Genomic DNA, 16,210 nt, shown 5'->3' with positions numbered 1-16,210 from the left:
TTCTGGTTCAGCTCACGAAGACGGGTTCCGCGGTGGGAAGCGAGATGATCCAGAGGCTGATCATCGTATAGAGGATCATCACGATCACGAAGGGGTACTGGCTGCGGATCGCCTGCAGCCGGCTCGGGAAGATCGCGAAGGACGCGGCGTGGGCCGCCCAGATCGCGAGCAGGTGACCCACGAGGATGAAGGTCACGTCGAGATAGCCGAACCAGCCCGGCAGCACGAGCGTCAGCGGCGGCAGCGGCGGCGAGAGCGGGGAGCCGAGGGTCAGCACGAACGAGGGGAGCAGGGAGACGAAGAACGTGAAGTAGTGGGCGAGATGGTAGCCCGCGGCGATCCCCAGCAGCGGCGGCGCGAAGCGGATCGCGAGGTGCTCGTCGGTGACGTACGTCTCCGCGAGGCGTTTCGCGTAACGGGTCGCGAGCCAGTAGCCCCCGACGAAGAGGCCGTAACCCGCGAGCAACAACAGCGCGTAGGTCGCGAGCGGCGGGACCCCGAAGCCGACGACGAACTCGACGGTCGCGATCCCGGCGGGGACGACGATGAAACCGCTGTAGGTGAGCTCCCAGACCAGCAGGACGACGAACGCCACCCCACTCAGCCCGTCGATGGCGTCGGATTCGCGGAGCTTCGCGCCCGGAAGGACGAGCTCGACCCCCTCGTCGGTGCGCTGGATCGGCGCGACCGCCCCGTAGTACCGAAAGAGCACGCCCAGCGGATCGCCATAGCGAAACCAGGTCGAGGGGGAGAACAGGACCGCGCCCGCGAGCGTGGAGGCGCTGTAGGCGAGGACCGCGACCGCCAGGGTCCGGGGGGCGGTGTTGACGGGGAAGACGATCTCGACCCAGATGATCGCCAGCAGGCCACAGACGGCGGGCCAGACGCCCCATCGGTCGCGGTACTCGAGAAAGCCCGACGGGAGGACTCGAGAGAGAGCGCGCCACGGATCGACGGCGGGCCAGGGGTTCACCAGCAGGTACGAAACCATGACGAGGCCGGCCCGCCCGCCGACGAAGACGGCGAGGACGGCGAGGTTGGCGTTCGCGACGCTCGGGCCCGTGAACCCGACGTAGACGACGAACACGAGGCCGACAACCGTGAGCGCCCCGATGACGTAGCCGAGCGGCCGTGTGATGGGCTCGCCGACGGCCGCCGAGCGCCGCCAGGCGTGGAGGGACTCGATCAGCCGGCGGTCGGTGACGAACATCGCGAGCAGGCCCGAGGCGCCGACGGCGGCGCCGCCGGTGAAGAGATACAGCCACGTCGGCACCTGAAGGTCCCGGCCCTCGTCCTGGAGGCCGGTCGCGACGTTGCTCGCGGCGACGGTGTCGGATGCGATCAGCAGAAGCGCCGCCGCGAACGCGGCGATCGCCAGCCCACGCCTCCGTCCGTTCATTGTCGGACGTGGGTCCCGGGGGGTTCTCTACCTATCGCTCAGCCCCTGACCAATAGATAGAAAACCCCACCTCCCCTATCGCCGGCACCTATGAACATCCCGACCGATCTCAACTCCTACGTCCGGGTCCTGAAGTTCGCCACCACACCAGAATGGGAGGAGTTCTCCCGCGTCGCGCTGATCGCCGGTGCGGGGGTCTTCCTCGTGGGTATGCTCGGCTTCTTCATGTTCGTGATCATGAGCTACCTCCCCGGGGGTCTCTGAGATGTCGATCTACGCCGTCAAGACCACGGCGAGCCAGGAGCGCACCGTCGCCGACATGATCATGAACCGCGAGGAGCCCGAGATCCACGCGGCGCTGGCGCCCGACTCGCTGACCAGCTACGTGATGGTCGAGGCCGACGACCACGCGATCATCGAGCGCGTCCTCGACGAGATCCCCCACGCCCGCTCGATCGTCCCCGGCGAGAGCTCGATCACCGAGGTCGAGCACTTCCTCAGCCCGAAACCGGACGTCGAGGGGATCGCCGAGGGCGACATCGTCGAGCTGATCGCCGGCCCGTTCAAGGGCGAGAAGGCCCAGGTCCAACGCATCGACGAGGGCAAGGACCAGGTCACCGTCGAGCTCTACGAGGCGACCGTCCCGATCCCGGTGACCGTTCGGGGCGACCAGATCCGCGTGCTCGATAGCGACGAACGCTGACAGCGTTCCTCGGACCATGCGAGCAGCGGCTTCGCCGCCGTGAGGGAACTCCGAAGAACGCGCGAGTGCCGTAGTTACGAGACCGCATACGGGGCCGTTCACGCGAACCACAACTCGCAAACCCGCCCTCCGCGAAGCTCCCACCATGTCGACCCGCGTCGATCCTCACGTGAAGATCCTCGACGAGCAGGTCGCCCGCCGGGCGAAGGAACGCGGCATCGACGTCCTCGTCTACGCCCCGCATTTCACCCGGCTGCCGGAGATCCGCGAGCGCGCGGCGCGCTTCAGCGACGACGACCTCCTCGTGGTCCCGGCTCGCGAGCTGTTCACCGGTTCCTGGAGGAACCGAAAGCACGTCCTCGCGCTCGACCTCGACGAACCGGTTCCCGACTTCCTCACCCTCGAGGCCACCCTCTCGGAGCTCGACCGCCAGGACGCGGTCGTCCTCGCGCCCCACCCCGAGTTCGCGAGCGTGAGCCTCGACGTCGTCGACCTCAACCGCCGTCCCGAACTGTTCGACGGCGTCGAGGTCTACAACCCCAAACACCTCGGGAAACACAACCGCCGCGCCCGTGAGGTCGCCCGCGGGACCGGCCTCCCGGCGTTCGGTTCCTCGTACGCTCACCTCGCGCCGACCGTCGGCGAGGTCTGGACGGAGTTCGAGGGGAGCGTCGACTCGGCGGGCGAGCTCCACGGGGCGCTTCGCTCCGGCGCGCCCCGACGGGTGTTCCACCGCTCGGGGTGGACCCACGAACTGCGCCGTCGGACGGAGTTCGCCCACCTGTTCTGGGAGAACTCCGTCGAGAAGGTCGATCGCCTCGTCCTCTCGGGAACGGAGGACACCCATCCGCGCCACCCGGCCTACGGGGGGCGGTTCGACGACGGCGCGGTCTACTGAATCGATAAGGTCGTTCGGATCAGCGAGCACCCAGCAGCGCCAACGCGCTTTCCGCCATCGTCGGCGGGAGCCAGTAGATCACGGCGGCGGCGGCCGCGAGCTCGACGGCGGTCACGAGGAGGGTCACGACCGGGGACCACCGGCTCCTGACGGGGACCCCGAAGGGAAAGCCGAACTCCCGGCTCCAGAGGGGGTAGAACAGTGCGATCCCGCGTCGGCTCCCGAAGACGTCGAGCAGATAGTGGCTGAGCACGCCGATCCAGACCCACTGGAGGTTCCCGAAGTGGATCGGGTAGGCGAGAAAGACGGCCAGAACGGGCAGGTTGTGCAGCGTCTTGCGATGGCGCCCGAACGCGGTGTCGACGTCGGGAAAGAGCGCCCCGAGAACGATCGGGACGAACAGCTCGGCGACGATCAGGGCCGTCCCGACGTCGGGGACGGGCCGGACCAACACCCCCAGCCCGATCGCCAGCAGCGCCGCGTTCAGCACGTGCCCGCGTTTGTTCACCCATCTGATATAAACGCGGCACGCAAATAACGGTTGCGTCAGACGATCGCGTCGTGGAGGTCCTTGAGCGCCTGCCGGGCGATCCTTCCCTTGATCTCGGTTCGGGAGCCGTCGAACTCGTAGCGCGAGACGGTCGCGTAGGAGTCCCCGGAACCCCAGGGCGCGGCGTGGGCAATGCCTATATAAACGGTTCCGACGGGGTTCTCCTCGCTGCCGCCGGTGGGGCCGGCGATCCCCGTCGTGGCGAGCCCCCAGGTGACGTCGGCCGTGTCGCGCGCCCCGCGGGCCATCTCGCGGGCGACGGGCTCGCTGACCGCGCCGTGTTCGTCGAGCGCCTCCCGCGAGACCCCGAGCACCTCGCGTTTGGCGTCGTAGGCGTAGGTGACCAGCCCCCGATCGACGTAGTCGCTCGATCCGGGGACGTCGGTCAGCAGCGAGCAGATCAGCCCGCCGGTACAGGACTCGGCGGTCGCGACCGTCGCTCCGCCCTCGCGCAACGCCTCCCCGACGCGCTCCTCGATCGGGTCGCTCATACCCGCCCCGTGTCGGTGTAGGTCCAGCGCTCCTCGATCAGTCCCTCGTCGTCGAACCGGTGGACGTCGGCGAAGCCGAAGTCGACCTGCTGGCCCTCCAGGACGCCCGTAAAGCGGCCCCGTACCGCGATCGTGTCGTCGTCGATGGTGAGATCGAGGACGGTGTGGGTACCCCGCTCGATCGCCCGTATCTCGCGGTAGAACTCCTCGAAGTCGTTCATCCCCTCGATGGGCTCCTGGCCGGGTCGGTGGTAGACGACGTCCTCGGAGAAGAGCTCGAACAGCTCCTCGTAGGCCTCGCTGTCGACGTACTCGTAGTAGTCGCGGATCGCCTCCTCGTTCGCGCTCATGGTCGGGGTAGTCGCCCGTATACCATAATGGTCGGCCCCGCCGACTCCGAAAGAGGGAGGGGAGGTCGCTTCCGAGGGGGAGTATGGACTACGAGAAGCCGCTCTTCTTCCGGGTGATGCAGTACGCCGAGCGGGCCGATCGGGACGTGATCGACATGGTCAGCGGCAACCCCGACTGGGAGCCCCCCGAGGCGCTCCGCGAGGGGCTGCGCGAGTACGCCGACCTCCCGGTCTCCGAGTACCAGTACCCCCCGAGCGACGGGCTTCGTGAGCTCCGCGAGGAGATCGCGTCCCGGCGGAACGTACCGATCGAGTCGGTGATCGTCACCAACGGCACCGGCGAGGCGAACTACCTCGCGATGGCCGCGGCCCTCGACCGCGACGCGGGCGAGGAGGTGGTTCTCACGGACCCGGTCTACCCCTACTACCCCGGCAAGACCGGGATGCTCGGCGGCGAGCCGGTCTACGCCCCCGTCGAAGAGGACGGCCGGCTCGATCCCGACGCCGTCCGCGAGCGCGCGAACGAGGACACCGCCGCGATCGTCGTCAACTCGCCGAACAACCCGACGGGGGCGGTCTACGGCGAGGACACGGTAGAAGCGCTCGTCGAGATCGCCGAGGAGTGCGACGCGATCCTCGTCAGCGACGAGGTCTACGACCACTTCGATCACTCGGGGCGCTTCGCGAGCGCGCTCTCGGTGGACTCAGAGCACCGGGCGGTCACGACGGGCTTCTCGAAGTCGATGGCGATCACGGGCCTCCGGGTCGGCTATACGGTGCTCCCGCCGGAGCTCGCCGAGCCCGCCCGGACCCGTCACATGCTCGTCAACGTCGCCGGCTCGCGGCCCGCCCAGCACGCGGTTCTGAGGGCGCTCCGCGAGACCGATCCCGACTACTACGAGGCTAACAGGGCGATGCTCGAAGAACGGATCGACGCCTTCACCGACGCGCTCGACGCCGCGGGCGCCGAGTACACCCGCCCGGACGGCGCGTTCTACGTGCTGGCGCGGTTCGACGGCTTCCCGGGCACCATGGAGAACGTCGAGCGCCTGATCGACGAGGCCGGCGTCGCGGGGATGCCCGGCGACGCCTTCGGCGAGTCGCGGGAGGACTGGCTGCGCTTCGCGCTGGTCACGCCGCGTGCACAGGAGGCCGCGGACAGGCTCGCGAGCTTTTTCAACTGAGCGCCGGAGCGAGCGCCGTCGAGTGGCCCGCCAGCGGTTTGAGGACAGGCTTTTTGCGGCCGTGAGTGGTTGTGGGTCCTGATGGTCGGCGTGGAGCTCGGTTTCGTGGTGGCCGCGGGGGTGTTCACGGCGCTCGTCTGTGGCCTCGGGACGCTGCCGTTCTTCTTCGTCGACGAGATCAGCGACCGCCTCACGGTCGTCGCGTGGGGGTTCGCCGGCGGCGTGATGCTGTTCGCCTCCGTGTTCGGGTTCGTCTTCGAGGGGCTCGCCGAGGGCACGCTCGCGGAGGTGGGCGCGGGGCTGCTCGTCGGCGTGCTCCTGGTCGTCGTGGCGGGTCGCCTGATCGCCGGCCACGAGTTCGCCCCGCGCGAGATGGCGGAGGCCGATTTCGGGAAGCTCGTCCTCATCGTCGGCGTCCTCACCGTCCACAGCTTCCCGGAGGGGGTCGCCCTCGGCGTGGCGTTCGCCGACCTCGGCGTCGACGGCGACCTCGTGATCGGCGGGCTCGCCGTCCCGGCACTGGCGGTGTTCATCACCGTCGCGGTCTCCGCCCAGAACGTTCCCGAGGGGCTGGCGGTCGCGATCCCGCTCAAGACCTTCGGCGTGCCGAACCGGCGGATCTTCGGGTGGGCCGTCTTCTCGAGCCTCCCACAGCCGCTGGGCGCCGCGGTCGCGTACGTGTTCGTCACCCGGGCACGCGAGTTCCTCCCCTTCGGCTTCGGCCTCGCCGCGGGCGCGATGATCTACCTCGTCCTGCACGACCTCTTCCCGGACGCGCTCGAACACGGCCACGGCGCCGGCCTCGTCGACGGTGGTCGGAGTGAGCTGCTCGCCGGGATCCTCTTGGGGGTGGCACTCATGCTCCCAGTGATATGGCTGACGGGCTGAGGCGGCCTCGACGAGACCCGGTCGGGGGATCGTCGGGCAGGACCGACGGGTACACGGGGTTCGGCGAGCACATCGACGTATGGCCGAAGTAGACGTCGAACCCGTCGAGGAGATCGAGGACGTGGACGTCTCGGTTCCCTCGGGCGTCGACGCCCCGGAGTACGTTCTGTACGGCGGGAAGGGCGGCGTGGGGAAGACGACGATGGCCGCCGCGACCGCGCTCGCGAGCGCGCGCGACGGCACTCCTACCCTGGTGGTCTCGACCGACCCCGCCCACTCGCTCTCGGACACCCTCGAGACGGAGATACCGGGCGAGCCGACGCGGATCCGCGAGGGGTTCCCGCTGTTCGCCGCCGAGATCGATCCCGACGAGGCGATGGACGAGGGGATGCTCGGCGGCGAGAACCCGCTTGGCGGGCTCGAGGGGATGTTCGGCGGCGCGGGCGGAGCGGGTGGCGGCCCGGGGGACGGCGAGGGCGGGCTGGGCGACCTGTTGTCGGGCGGGTCGATGCCCGGCGCCGACGAGGCCGCCGCGATGCGCCAGCTGCTCCAGTATCTCGACGACGACCGCTTCGACCGGGTCGTGATCGACACCGCGCCGACGGGCCACACCCTCCGGCTGCTCGAGCTACCGGAAGTCATGGACTCGATGCTCGGGCGGCTCATGCAGTTCCGCCAGCGGATGCAGGGCATGGCCGAGGGGATGAAGGGGATGTTCGGCGGCGAGGACCCCGTCGAAGGGGGGCACGCGGACCTCGACGAGCTCCGGGAGAAGATCGAGCACCTGCGGGCGACCCTCCGTGATCCCGAAAAGACCGACTTCCGAGTCGTGATGGTCCCCGAGGAGATGAGCGTCGTCGAGTCCAAGCGGCTGATCGCCCGGCTCGAGGGGTTCGAGATCCCCGTTTCCACGGTGGTCGTCAACCGGGTGATGGAGGACTTCGCACAGGTCGCCGGCGGCGACCCCGAGGACTTCGTCTCGCCGGACGTCGAGAACTGCGAGTTCTGCAAACGGCGCTGGAAGGTCCAGCAGGGCGCGCTGACCCGCTCGCAGGAGGTCTTTCACGGCCACGACGTCAAACGCGTGCCGCTCTTTGCCGACGAGGTCCGGGGCGAACGGATGCTCGAGCTCGTCGCGGCCTGTCTCGACTGACTTTATCCCATCCCCGGCCGATCCCCCGACATGGACGCCGATCACGAGGGGCGAACCCGGACCTGCCAGGAAGCCCTCTCCGAGGGCGAGTGTCTCGTGCTCTTCCCGGGGCCGAACCTCCAGTATCTCACCGGATTCCGCGACGAGCCGATGGAGCGCCACCTCCTGTTGTTCGTTCCCCGCGAGGGCGAGCCCGTCTTCCTCGCGCCGACGATGTACGACGACCAGCTCGCCGACACCCACGTCTCGGACGTTCGGCTCTGGGACGACGGCGAGGACCCACGCGCGTATATCGGCGAGATTCTCGGAAGGATCGACCCCGACCGACTGCTCGTCGATGACCGGCTGTGGGCGCGCTTCACCCAGGACCTTCAGGCTGTGACGGACGCCGAGTTCGGGCTGGCGAGCGAGGTGCTGGCGGACCTTCGAGTGAAGAAGGACGGGGCGGAGATCGACGCCATCCGAGAGGCGAGCGCGCTGGCCGACCGGGTGAGCGAGGAGGTCAGAGGGCTCGACGCGGTCGGAATGACCGAACGCGAGCTCGCCCGCGAGATCGATTCCCGATTGGCCGATCTGGGCGGCGAAGGGCCGTCCTTCGAGACGATCGTCGCCGCCGGGGAGAACGGCGCGCGCCCGCACCACCGCCACGGCGACCGGGAGATCGGGACTGGCGACCCCGTGGTGCTCGACTTCGGGACCCGCTTCGATGGGTATCCGAGCGACCAGACCCGAACTATCGTTTTCGGGGGCGAGCCGTCCGAGGGGTTCGAGGAGATTCACGAGGTCGTCCGCGAGGCCCAGGGGGCGGCCGTCGAGCGGGTCGAACCCGGCGTTCCGGCGGAAGCGGTCGACCGCGCTGCAAGGGACGTGATCGAAGACGCGGGCTACGGCGAGCGGTTCACGCACAGAACGGGCCACGGGGTCGGCATCGAGGTCCACGAGCCGCCGTACATCGTCGCCGGGAACACTCGAGAGCTCGAGGAGGGGATGGTCTTCAGCGTCGAGCCGGGAATCTATCTGGAGGGCGAGTTCGGCGTGCGGATCGAGGACCTGGTGGTCGTCACCGAAACGGGCTGTGAACGGCTCAACGACTCGAACCGGGGCCCGTGACGACGAGCACCCGCAGGTCGTTGACGTTCGTCCCCGTCGGCCCGGTCTCGATGATCGCTCCCTGCTCGTCGAGATAGGGATAGACGTCGTTCTCGGCGAGGGCGGCCCGCGCGGGCTCGGGATCCGGGACCGTTTCGCTATCGACCACCGCGCCCGCCGCATCGCTCGCGCCGTCGATCCCGTCGGTGTCGACGCTGGCGAGCGCAGTGTGGGAATCGAGCTCTAGCGCCGCCGAGAGCGCGAACTCCTGGTTCGGGCCGCCGGTGCCGTCCCCTCGAAGGGTGACGGTCGTCTCGCCGCCCGAGCAGATCACCGCCGGGGGTTCGACCGGGTTGCCCGATCTCCGCACCTCCTCGGTGACCGCGACGTGGGTCTTCGCGGCCTCGCGGGCCTCGCCGCGCACGCTGGAGGAGAGGATCAGCGGTTCGTAGCCCCGCTCGCGCGAGAGATCGCGGACGGCCTCGAGCGCGGTGAAGCCGTCGGCGACCACGTGGTTGTCCACCCGATCGAAGGCCGGATCGTCGGCGTCGGGCGTCTCCGCGACATCCCCGTTCGCGCCGCGTTCGAGCCGCTCTGCGATTTCTTCGGGCGGGTCGATCCCGTAGCGCGAGAGCACCTCGCTGGCCTCGGCAAAGGTCGTCGCGTCGGGGGCGGTCGGGCCGCTCGCGATCGTGCTGAGGTCGTTGCCGATCACGTCGCTGACGATCAGCGAGACGACGGTGGCGGGAGCGGCCCGGCGTGCCAGTCCCCCGCCCTTGAACGCCGAGCAGTGCTTGCGGACGGCGTTGATCTCGCCTATCTCGGCCCCGCTCGCGAGCAGCGCCTCGGTGGCCTCCTGGAGCGCGGAAAGCGAGACGCCCTCGGCGGGCGCGGGCATGAGCGCGCTGCCGCCCCCGGAGATCAACACGATCGCGAGCGTCCCCTCGCCCGCCTCGTCCGCGAGTTCGAGCATCGCGCGGGTCGACTCGACGCCGCGCTCGGAGGGGACGGGGTGATCGCCCGGCAGCACCTCGATCGCCCCCGTCTCCTCGGGCGCGTCGGTAACGACCCGGCCCTTCGCGATCCGCTCGCCGAGAACCCCCTCGATCGCGCTCGCCATCCGGCCGCCCGCGTTGCCGCCGCCGAGGACGACCAGCTCCTCGTAGGTCGAGAGATCGTAGCTCGCCTCGCCGATGCTCAGACGATCGCCGTCGAGCGAGACGCTCTCGGCGATCGCCCGCTCGGGGTCCGCGGCCTCGATCCCGGCCTCGACGCAGTCGAGCGCGAGCTCGCGTTCGGGCGTTCCCCCCAGCTCCTCGCGCCCGCGGATCATCCGACGATCTTCAGCGCGAGCTTGAACGCCGTGTCCCGAAGCGAGTCGGGCAGCAGGCGGGCGAGCGAGCCGACCTTCGCGACCTTCCCGACGGGGTAGCGGGCGTTGGGGCGGGTCGCGCTCGCGGCGTGGACGATCCAGTCGGCGACCTCGCCGGGCTCGATCGCGCCGGGGCCGTCCCCGCCGATCGCGCTCGTGTCGTCGATCACGCCGTAGATGTCGCTGTACTCCTCGGAGCGCGGAACGTCGTCCGCGGAGTCGGTCGCCCGGTTCGAGAAGTTCGACTTCACCGGGCCGGGCTCGACCAGCACGACGTCGACGCCGAAGCGGCTCGCCTCCACCCGCAGGGAGTCGGTCATCGACTCGAGGGCGGCCTTCGACCCGCAGTAGACCCCGCCGCCGGGGAACGCGACGCGCCCCGCCAGGCTGGAGACGTTGACGATCGTGCCGTCTCCCTGCTCGCGCATGTACGGGAGGACCTCCCGAACCAAGCGGTGGGGACCGTAGACGTTGGTGTCGAACTGTTTCTCGACGTCCCTGACTGGAACGTCCTCGACGGGGCCGAGCTGGCCGTAGCCCGCGTTGTTGACCAGACAGTCGATCCGGCCGGTCTCCTCTATGATCCGCTCGACGACCGCCTGTACCCGGGCGTCGTTGGTGACGTCGAGCTCGAGGGTCTCACAGCCGATCGACTCGAGATCCGCGATGTCGGCCGTGTCCCGGGCCGTCGCGTACACCGTCCACTCCTCCTCTCGGAACTGCCGCGCCGTCTCGCGACCGATCCCCGACGAACAGCCCGTGATACAAACGGTCTTCTCCATGATCCACCCGTCGGTCGCGGGGGAGTTAATTGTTGTACCATGATCCTCGCCCCGCCGACCCGGCCTCGGGGAACGCTTTTGCCCGTCTCGCGCCTACTCGCCCCCGAATGAGGACCGAACGATTCCAACGGCGGCTCGACGAGGAGTACGCCGACGGCTGGCGGGTCGCGCGCGACGGCGGGACCCGCGTGGTCCTTCGCAAGCCCGACTACGGCTCGGTCTGGATCCACGCGCTGATCGCCGTGACCACCGTCTGGTTCACCTTCGGGATCGGAAACCTCCTGTACGCCGTCTACGCCTACCTCAACTCCCCGACGAAGCTGTTGACGGAGGACGACTGTTTCGACGATCCCGACCCCGACGCCGACGCGCTGACGGTGCTCCGACAGCGCTACGCGCGCGGGGAGATCTCCGACGAGGAGTTCGACCACCGGGTCGAGCGACTGCTCGGAACCGATCCCCACCGGAACGCGGGCGGTGGCGAGCGCCAGCGCGGGAGCCGGGACCGAGGACAGGGCCGCGAGCGCGCGACCGACCGTTACTGATTACTGACGCGCCTCGTCGGCAAGCTCGCCCGCATAGGAGTCGGCCCGGCGGACCGGCTCGGGGAGCTTATAACCCTCGCAGTGGGCCTGTGCGAGCGACGCGGCGGTCTCGGGGTCGACCCGGTGGCCCGGGCTCACGTACAGCGGGTTGATGTAGCGCGACCCCCCCTCGTACTGGCGGGTCTGGACCGCGTATCCCAGTACGGTGCCCTCCTCGACCTCGACCCGGTCGTCCGCGAGGATCGGCACCCGCGTGCCCTCTGAGAAGGGCTCCTCGGGCGGGTTGCTCAGGCGGCCACAGAGCAGGCTCTTCGCGACGCCCACGCTGGGGAGGTCGAGCGCCACGCCCATGTGGGTCGCGAGCCCGGCCTGCCGGTAGTGGATCCGGCCGCTGCCGTCGAACAGCGCGAGATCCGGCTCGCACTCCAGCTCCTCGAACGCCGCGAGGATCGACTCGCCCTCCCGGAAGGAGAGCAGGCCGGGGATATACGGGATCGAGAGCTCGGTGACGGCGGAGGCGCGCTCGATCACCTCGCCGTCGCGCATCGCGACGATCGCGCTGACCGCCTGCTCGTCGGGAAAGGCCTGGTCGACGCCGACGACCACGGGCGAGTCGCACTCGAACCGACCCTCGAAGACAGCCTCGCGGGCGATCTCGCGCTGGAGCTCCTCCATCTCCGCCCGCGAGAGGCCGGGGTCGGGCCGGAACTTCGGATAGACGACCTCCATCTAGAACCGCCCTCGACCGGGGCCGCCGGGGCCACCCGGCCCACCGGGACCGCCCGGGCCGCCGGGACCGCCGCCGAACTGGAGCTGGTCGGGCGCGCGCTCGCCCTCGCGGCGGAGCTTCTCGCCGTAGGCGAGGCCGACGAACAGGCCCGCGAGGTGTGCGAGGTGGGCGATCCCGCCGGCGCCCAGCCCGCCGAAGCCGACGACGGCCACCGAGACCCCGGCGAACCCGAGGGTGAGCAGCCACAGCGGCATCGGGATGAAGAAGAACAGCAGCACCCGGAGCTGGGGGTTCAGAACGGTGAGCACGCCCATGATCGCCATGATCGCGCCGCTGGCGCCGAGGACGGCGCTGAACTCCCCGAGCAGGACCGAGACGCTCACCTGCGAGAGCCCCGCGAGCGCGCCGCTGGCGAGGAACAGTATCGTGAAGTTCCGGCTGCCGACCTTCCGCTCGACGATCGGCCCGAAGAAGTAGAGGACGATGCTGTTCATCACGATGTGGCCGAAGCTGCCGTGGGCGAAGATCGAGGTGAACCACGTCCAGACGTGCGAGACGTTCGCCGAGTCGAGGACGAACAGGTAGAACGTGAGCGGGCTGTTGACCCCCGTGAGCAGCTGCAACAGGAAGGTGACCCACATCAGCGAGAGGAAGACGTAGGTCATGTTGTTGCGGAAATACCCGAGCGGCCCGCCGGTGCCGGTGTTGATCGGGATCCGGTCGCTAACGCTCGCTCCCGCGCTCTGCCCGCCGGGGTTGTTCACGCTGTCGTCGAAGCCGCTGTCGAAGACCCCGTCGGGGTCGCGCCACTCCTGGAGGCCGGGACAGTCGTGGTTCTCCGGCAGCCGGTGTTGACCACAGTACACGCCCCCGCAGCGCCCACAGCGATAGGGCATGTTCTCGTGTGAGCCACACCGATCACACTGCGCCATTACCCGCGATTCGCGGCGGGGTGACAAAAGGGGTTGGGATCGGGAGCGGCCGCACGCTCTCGTACGGGCCACGACCGCCGGCACGCGACGAGCGGGGTTTTTGGCCCTCGACCACCGACGTCGGGACGTGCAGGAGTACGAGCGAAAACAGCTGCTCGAACGCGTCAACAAGGAGGGTGCGACCATCGGCGCCTCCATCCCCGAGGAGATCGACGTCCAGGGCGAGCGCGTCGAGCTTCGCGACTTCGTCTTCGAGATCAAGCGCCGCGAGACGATCCCCGAGGGCGAGCGCGACCGCGTCGAGCGGGCGAAGCGAAACCTCCGAAAGGAGCGTCTCGAACGCCTGGAGCTGATCGAGGAGGGCGAGATCAGTCGGGAGGAGGGCGAGCGCCTCGCCGAGTCGATCATCGGGATCGACCGCGCGCTGGAGGGCCTCCAGCAGCTCGGGCCGGCAGACCTCGAGAACGAGGTAAGGGCCCAGGAGGTCGCGGACAAGAAACGCTGGACGCGCTTCATGCGCCAGGCGCTCGGGCTCGACGAGGACAGTACACCTAACAGGCGATGAGCCGAAGGGAGGGTATGAGCCGCAACGCCGAGGTCGCCGCCCTCCTCGAGGAGTACGCCGACCTGCTCGAGGCCCGGGACGTCGAGTACAAGCCCAACACCTACCGACGGGCCGCAGACAGCATCCGCGAGCACCCGACGGCGATCGAGGCGTTGGCGAGCGAGGGTCAGGACGCCGTCGAGGAAATCGACGGGGTGGGCGACGCCATCTCCTCGAAGGTGCTCGAGTACATCGCGACCGGCGAGATCGAGGAGCTGGAGGAGGAGCGCGCCCGGCTCCCGGTGGCGATGGGCGAGCTCACGAGCGTCGAGGGCGTCGGGCCGAAGACGGTGGGAACGCTCTACGAGGAGCTCGGCGTCGAGGACCTCGCCGATCTGGAGAAGGCCGCCAGCGGCGGCGAGATCCGGGAGATCAAGGGGTTCGGGCCGAAGACCGAGGAGAACATCCTCAGTGGGTTGGAGTTCGCCCGGAAGGCGAGCGAGCGCGAGCGGCTCGGCGACACCCGCCCGCTCGCCGACGACCTGCTCGACTACCTGCGCGATCACGAGATCGTCGAGGCGGCCGAGGTCGCGGGTTCGATCCGCCGGTGGCGAGAGACCAGCGGCGACGTCGACGTGCTCGCCGCGAGCGACGATCTGGAGGACGTCGTCGAAACGCTCACCGACTGGGAGCGCGTCGAACGGGTCATGGAGGCCGGCGGGAACAAGGCGAGCGTCGTCGTCGACGGGATCCGGGTCGATCTCCGGGTCGTCGTCCCCGAGGAGTTCGGCAGCGCGCTGCAGTACTTCACGGGCAGCAAGGCCCACAACATCCGGTTTCGCAACCGCGCGCTGGATCGGGACCTGAAGGTCAACGAGTACGGCGTGTTCGACATATCGGGAGTCGACGACACGAGCGGCCAGCGCGCCGGCGAGCGGGTCGACGGGGAAACTGAAGAAGGGATGTACGACGTCCTCGACCTCGCGTGGATCCCGCCCGAACTGCGCGAGGACACCGGCGAGATCGACGCGGCCGCGGCGGACGAGCTGCCCGATCTGATCGGGGAGGGCGACCTCCGGGGGGACCTGCACACCCACACCGACTGGTCGGACGGCACCGAGTCGATCGCCGACTGGATAACCGCCGCCGAGGAGTTCGGCCACGAGTACCTCTGCATCTCGGATCACGCCACCGGTCCGGGGATGGTCGGCGGGGTCGGCCTCTCGGACGAGGAGCTACTGGAACAGGCCGAGGAGATCCGGGCGGCCGCCGAGGACGCGAGGATCGAGGTGTTCGCCGGCGTGGAGGCGAACGTCGACGAGGAGGGCGGTCTGAGCGTTTCCGAGGACGTTCTCGACGAGCTCGACCTCGTCGTCGCCTCGCCACACAGCGCGCTCGACATGGCGCCCGAGGCGGCGACCGACCGGCTCGTGGGGACGATCGAACACCCCGCGACGGACGTGCTCGGCCACCCGACGGGGCGGATGCTGGGCCGGCGTCCCGGCCTCGACCCCGACCTGGAGGCGGTCGCGGAGGCCGCCGCAGAGCACGGCGTGGCTCTGGAGGTAAACGCCAACCCCTCGCGGCTGGACCTCTGGGGCCGGGCGGTGAAGGTCGGCGTCGAGGCGGGCGCGACGATCGCGATCGACACCGACGCCCACAGCGTCGCGGAGTTCGACAACGTCAGATACGGGGTTTACACCGCACGACGGGGCTGGGCGGAGCCGGCGGACGTCCTCAACGCGTGGGGCCCCGCGGAAGTCGCCGAGTTCATCGGACGATGACCCACGTCAGACAGCACAGCGCGACGAACTCGAGGGCACGCAACACGAAGACCATCTGCTGGGCGGCGGTGGTGGTGTAGAAGCCGACCATGCCGACGAAGAAGTAGACCGCGAGCAGGTTCTCGACGAGCAGCACGACCCCGAAACAGAGGAAGCCGAGCGTCATCGCCGTCCGGAACCGCCGGTAGTTCGTGACCCAGACGTAGGTCAGACAGAGCAACAACAGGACGTTGAGGCCCGCGAACGCCGTGGCGCCGTACATCCAGAGGCTCATCCGTTCTCCCCCTCCGCGATCCGATCGAACGTCTCCCTGTGTGCGTCGAACTCGTCGGTGAGGAAGTACATCTCCCCGTACGTGTCCCCGTACGTCAGAACGATGTCGTGTTCTTCGAGCATGTCGAGGTGGTGTCGAACCGTCTTGTAGTTCAAGTCCAGCTCCTCCGCGAGCTGGTTCGCGTTCTTCGGCCGGTCGAGCAGCGAGCGAATGATGCGGATCCTGTTCGTCCCGCCCCGCATTCCCGTGAGTAGATAGTAGAGGATCCGTTCCATTCAGTCAGCCCACCCTCGTTTCGGCCTCGGGACAGCTTCATCTCTCTGTGGATGGGGCACCTATTAGTGGATTTCTGTTCCCGCACGAAGAGCGCAGTCCCCGTGTCCCTCGGCCCGCTGCCGGGGTGGGGTGCGTGGATCGAACACACGACGACTCCGTGCTACTCGCGTCGCGTGCATACGACGGGTGACCAATCCCGTCGATAACAAGTACAGCCGCCACAACTAAAGGCATTTTGCGGCAATCGGACATAAATCATACCCAAA

General features: G+C 68.9%; 20 protein-coding genes. 10 read left to right on the top strand and 10 right to left on the bottom strand.

What is annotated here, in order from left to right:
- Window positions 1-7: 7 nt before the first annotated feature.
- Window positions 8-1,399, bottom strand: coding sequence for a hypothetical protein (locus WOA58_RS05665; RefSeq protein WP_340603203.1), 1,392 nt, complete (start codon window positions 1,397-1,399; stop codon window positions 8-10).
- A gap of 90 nt (window positions 1,400-1,489) precedes the next feature.
- Between WOA58_RS05665 and WOA58_RS05660 the strand changes: the two genes are divergently transcribed.
- The 3 genes from WOA58_RS05660 to WOA58_RS05650 all read left to right on the top strand — a co-directional run bounded on the left by WOA58_RS05660 (window position 1,490) and on the right by WOA58_RS05650 (window position 3,000).
- Entirely contained in the window at window positions 1,490-1,663 is a 174-nt protein-coding gene (locus tag WOA58_RS05660) for a protein translocase SEC61 complex subunit gamma (RefSeq protein ID WP_340603202.1), read from the top strand.
- Window position 1,664: 1 nt separating this feature from the next.
- Complete coding sequence (locus tag WOA58_RS05655) at window positions 1,665-2,102, top strand: transcription elongation factor Spt5 (protein WP_340603201.1); 438 nt, start codon at window positions 1,665-1,667, stop codon at window positions 2,100-2,102.
- Between the two features lie 145 nt (window positions 2,103-2,247).
- Complete coding sequence (locus tag WOA58_RS05650; RefSeq protein ID WP_340603200.1) at window positions 2,248-3,000, top strand: PHP-associated domain-containing protein; 753 nt, start codon at window positions 2,248-2,250, stop codon at window positions 2,998-3,000.
- 19 nt (window positions 3,001-3,019) lie between these two features.
- Here WOA58_RS05650 and WOA58_RS05645 read toward each other — a convergent pair whose 3' ends face one another.
- From WOA58_RS05645 to WOA58_RS05635, 3 genes are read right to left on the bottom strand one after another with little or no spacing between them, the layout of a single operon-like run.
- Window positions 3,020-3,508: a metal-dependent hydrolase gene (locus tag WOA58_RS05645; protein WP_340603199.1), complete on the bottom strand. Its 489-nt coding sequence runs from the start codon at window positions 3,506-3,508 to the stop codon at window positions 3,020-3,022.
- Between the two features lie 38 nt (window positions 3,509-3,546).
- Window positions 3,547-4,041, bottom strand: coding sequence for a CinA family protein (locus tag WOA58_RS05640; RefSeq protein WP_340603198.1), 495 nt, complete (start codon window positions 4,039-4,041; stop codon window positions 3,547-3,549).
- Complete coding sequence (locus WOA58_RS05635; RefSeq protein ID WP_340603197.1) at window positions 4,038-4,391, bottom strand: nuclear transport factor 2 family protein; 354 nt, start codon at window positions 4,389-4,391, stop codon at window positions 4,038-4,040. Before WOA58_RS05635 ends, WOA58_RS05640 begins: the two co-directional genes overlap by 4 nt.
- A gap of 83 nt (window positions 4,392-4,474) precedes the next feature.
- On the opposite strand from WOA58_RS05635, the gene WOA58_RS05630 reads away from it, so the two are divergent.
- The 4 genes from WOA58_RS05630 (at window position 4,475) to WOA58_RS05615 (ending at window position 8,726) form a co-directional block, all read left to right on the top strand.
- A complete protein-coding gene (locus WOA58_RS05630; RefSeq protein ID WP_340603196.1) occupies window positions 4,475-5,575 on the top strand; it encodes a pyridoxal phosphate-dependent aminotransferase in 1,101 nt (366 codons plus the stop codon).
- 81 nt (window positions 5,576-5,656) lie between these two features.
- Window positions 5,657-6,463 (top strand): ZIP family metal transporter, encoded by an 807-nt coding sequence (locus tag WOA58_RS05625; protein WP_340603195.1) that lies wholly within the window; start codon window positions 5,657-5,659, stop codon window positions 6,461-6,463.
- A 79-nt stretch (window positions 6,464-6,542) separates the two neighbouring features.
- On the top strand, window positions 6,543-7,616 hold the full coding sequence (locus WOA58_RS05620) for an ArsA family ATPase (RefSeq protein WP_340603194.1): 1,074 nt from the start codon (window positions 6,543-6,545) through the stop codon (window positions 7,614-7,616).
- A 30-nt stretch (window positions 7,617-7,646) separates the two neighbouring features.
- A complete protein-coding gene (locus WOA58_RS05615; protein WP_340603193.1) occupies window positions 7,647-8,726 on the top strand; it encodes an aminopeptidase P family protein in 1,080 nt (359 codons plus the stop codon).
- Here the strand turns inward: WOA58_RS05615 and WOA58_RS05610 are convergent.
- Window positions 8,701-10,038: a glycerate kinase type-2 family protein gene (locus WOA58_RS05610; protein WP_340603192.1), complete on the bottom strand. Its 1,338-nt coding sequence runs from the start codon at window positions 10,036-10,038 to the stop codon at window positions 8,701-8,703. The two genes, WOA58_RS05615 and WOA58_RS05610, sit on opposite strands and share 26 nt — an antisense overlap.
- Window positions 10,035-10,859: an SDR family oxidoreductase gene (locus WOA58_RS05605; protein WP_340603191.1), complete on the bottom strand. Its 825-nt coding sequence runs from the start codon at window positions 10,857-10,859 to the stop codon at window positions 10,035-10,037. The genes WOA58_RS05610 and WOA58_RS05605 overlap by 4 nt, the downstream gene beginning before the upstream one ends.
- 107 nt (window positions 10,860-10,966) lie before the next feature.
- On the opposite strand from WOA58_RS05605, the gene WOA58_RS05600 reads away from it, so the two are divergent.
- Window positions 10,967-11,404, top strand: coding sequence for an SHOCT domain-containing protein (locus tag WOA58_RS05600; RefSeq protein WP_340603190.1), 438 nt, complete (start codon window positions 10,967-10,969; stop codon window positions 11,402-11,404).
- Here the strand turns inward: WOA58_RS05600 and WOA58_RS05595 are convergent, their stop codons facing one another.
- Together WOA58_RS05595 and WOA58_RS05590 are read right to left on the bottom strand one after the other, a co-directional pair.
- Window positions 11,405-12,133 (bottom strand): endonuclease V, encoded by a 729-nt coding sequence (locus tag WOA58_RS05595; protein WP_340603189.1) that lies wholly within the window; start codon window positions 12,131-12,133, stop codon window positions 11,405-11,407. It lies immediately after the preceding gene.
- On the bottom strand, window positions 12,134-13,066 hold the full coding sequence (locus WOA58_RS05590) for a rhomboid family intramembrane serine protease (protein WP_340603188.1): 933 nt from the start codon (window positions 13,064-13,066) through the stop codon (window positions 12,134-12,136).
- Between the two features lie 127 nt (window positions 13,067-13,193).
- Between WOA58_RS05590 and WOA58_RS05585 the strand changes: the two genes are divergently transcribed.
- Window positions 13,194-13,631: a DUF5788 family protein gene (locus WOA58_RS05585; RefSeq protein WP_340603187.1), complete on the top strand. Its 438-nt coding sequence runs from the start codon at window positions 13,194-13,196 to the stop codon at window positions 13,629-13,631.
- A 14-nt stretch (window positions 13,632-13,645) separates the two neighbouring features.
- Entirely contained in the window at window positions 13,646-15,394 is a 1,749-nt protein-coding gene (gene polX / locus WOA58_RS05580; RefSeq protein ID WP_340603186.1) for a DNA polymerase/3'-5' exonuclease PolX, read from the top strand.
- On the opposite strand, the gene WOA58_RS05575 is transcribed toward polX, so the two are convergent.
- Together WOA58_RS05575 and WOA58_RS05570 are read right to left on the bottom strand one after the other, a co-directional pair.
- Complete coding sequence (locus tag WOA58_RS05575; protein ID WP_340603185.1) at window positions 15,381-15,668, bottom strand: hypothetical protein; 288 nt, start codon at window positions 15,666-15,668, stop codon at window positions 15,381-15,383. The genes polX and WOA58_RS05575 overlap by 14 nt on opposite strands.
- On the bottom strand, window positions 15,665-15,943 hold the full coding sequence (locus WOA58_RS05570) for an ArsR/SmtB family transcription factor (protein WP_340603184.1): 279 nt from the start codon (window positions 15,941-15,943) through the stop codon (window positions 15,665-15,667). The genes WOA58_RS05575 and WOA58_RS05570 overlap by 4 nt, the downstream gene beginning before the upstream one ends.
- Between the last annotated feature and the right edge of the window lie 267 nt (window positions 15,944-16,210).

The organism is Halalkalicoccus tibetensis (assembly GCF_037996645.1).
GTDB classification, from domain to species: domain Archaea; phylum Halobacteriota; class Halobacteria; order Halobacteriales; family Halalkalicoccaceae; genus Halalkalicoccus; species Halalkalicoccus tibetensis.
Note: the sequence above shows the minus strand (reverse complement) of the source record. Positions and strands in the feature narration are given on the sequence as shown.

Coding starts and splice junctions, on each gene's coding strand:
- WOA58_RS05665 (WP_340603203.1), bottom strand. CDS start 1,399: ATGAACGGACGGAGGCGTGGGCTGGCGATCGCCGCGTTCGCGGCGGCG.
- WOA58_RS05660 (WP_340603202.1), top strand. CDS start 1,490: ATGAACATCCCGACCGATCTCAACTCCTACGTCCGGGTCCTGAAGTTC.
- WOA58_RS05655 (WP_340603201.1), top strand. CDS start 1,665: ATGTCGATCTACGCCGTCAAGACCACGGCGAGCCAGGAGCGCACCGTC.
- WOA58_RS05650 (WP_340603200.1), top strand. CDS start 2,248: ATGTCGACCCGCGTCGATCCTCACGTGAAGATCCTCGACGAGCAGGTC.
- WOA58_RS05640 (WP_340603198.1), bottom strand. CDS start 4,041: ATGAGCGACCCGATCGAGGAGCGCGTCGGGGAGGCGTTGCGCGAGGGC.
- WOA58_RS05635 (WP_340603197.1), bottom strand. CDS start 4,391: ATGAGCGCGAACGAGGAGGCGATCCGCGACTACTACGAGTACGTCGAC.
- WOA58_RS05630 (WP_340603196.1), top strand. CDS start 4,475: ATGGACTACGAGAAGCCGCTCTTCTTCCGGGTGATGCAGTACGCCGAG.
- WOA58_RS05625 (WP_340603195.1), top strand. CDS start 5,657: ATGGTCGGCGTGGAGCTCGGTTTCGTGGTGGCCGCGGGGGTGTTCACG.
- WOA58_RS05620 (WP_340603194.1), top strand. CDS start 6,543: ATGGCCGAAGTAGACGTCGAACCCGTCGAGGAGATCGAGGACGTGGAC.
- WOA58_RS05615 (WP_340603193.1), top strand. CDS start 7,647: ATGGACGCCGATCACGAGGGGCGAACCCGGACCTGCCAGGAAGCCCTC.
- WOA58_RS05610 (WP_340603192.1), bottom strand. CDS start 10,038: ATGATCCGCGGGCGCGAGGAGCTGGGGGGAACGCCCGAACGCGAGCTC.
- WOA58_RS05605 (WP_340603191.1), bottom strand. CDS start 10,859: ATGGAGAAGACCGTTTGTATCACGGGCTGTTCGTCGGGGATCGGTCGC.
- WOA58_RS05600 (WP_340603190.1), top strand. CDS start 10,967: ATGAGGACCGAACGATTCCAACGGCGGCTCGACGAGGAGTACGCCGAC.
- WOA58_RS05595 (WP_340603189.1), bottom strand. CDS start 12,133: ATGGAGGTCGTCTATCCGAAGTTCCGGCCCGACCCCGGCCTCTCGCGG.
- WOA58_RS05590 (WP_340603188.1), bottom strand. CDS start 13,066: ATGGCGCAGTGTGATCGGTGTGGCTCACACGAGAACATGCCCTATCGC.
- polX (WP_340603186.1), top strand. CDS start 13,646: ATGAGCCGCAACGCCGAGGTCGCCGCCCTCCTCGAGGAGTACGCCGAC.
- WOA58_RS05575 (WP_340603185.1), bottom strand. CDS start 15,668: ATGAGCCTCTGGATGTACGGCGCCACGGCGTTCGCGGGCCTCAACGTC.
- WOA58_RS05570 (WP_340603184.1), bottom strand. CDS start 15,943: ATGGAACGGATCCTCTACTATCTACTCACGGGAATGCGGGGCGGGACG.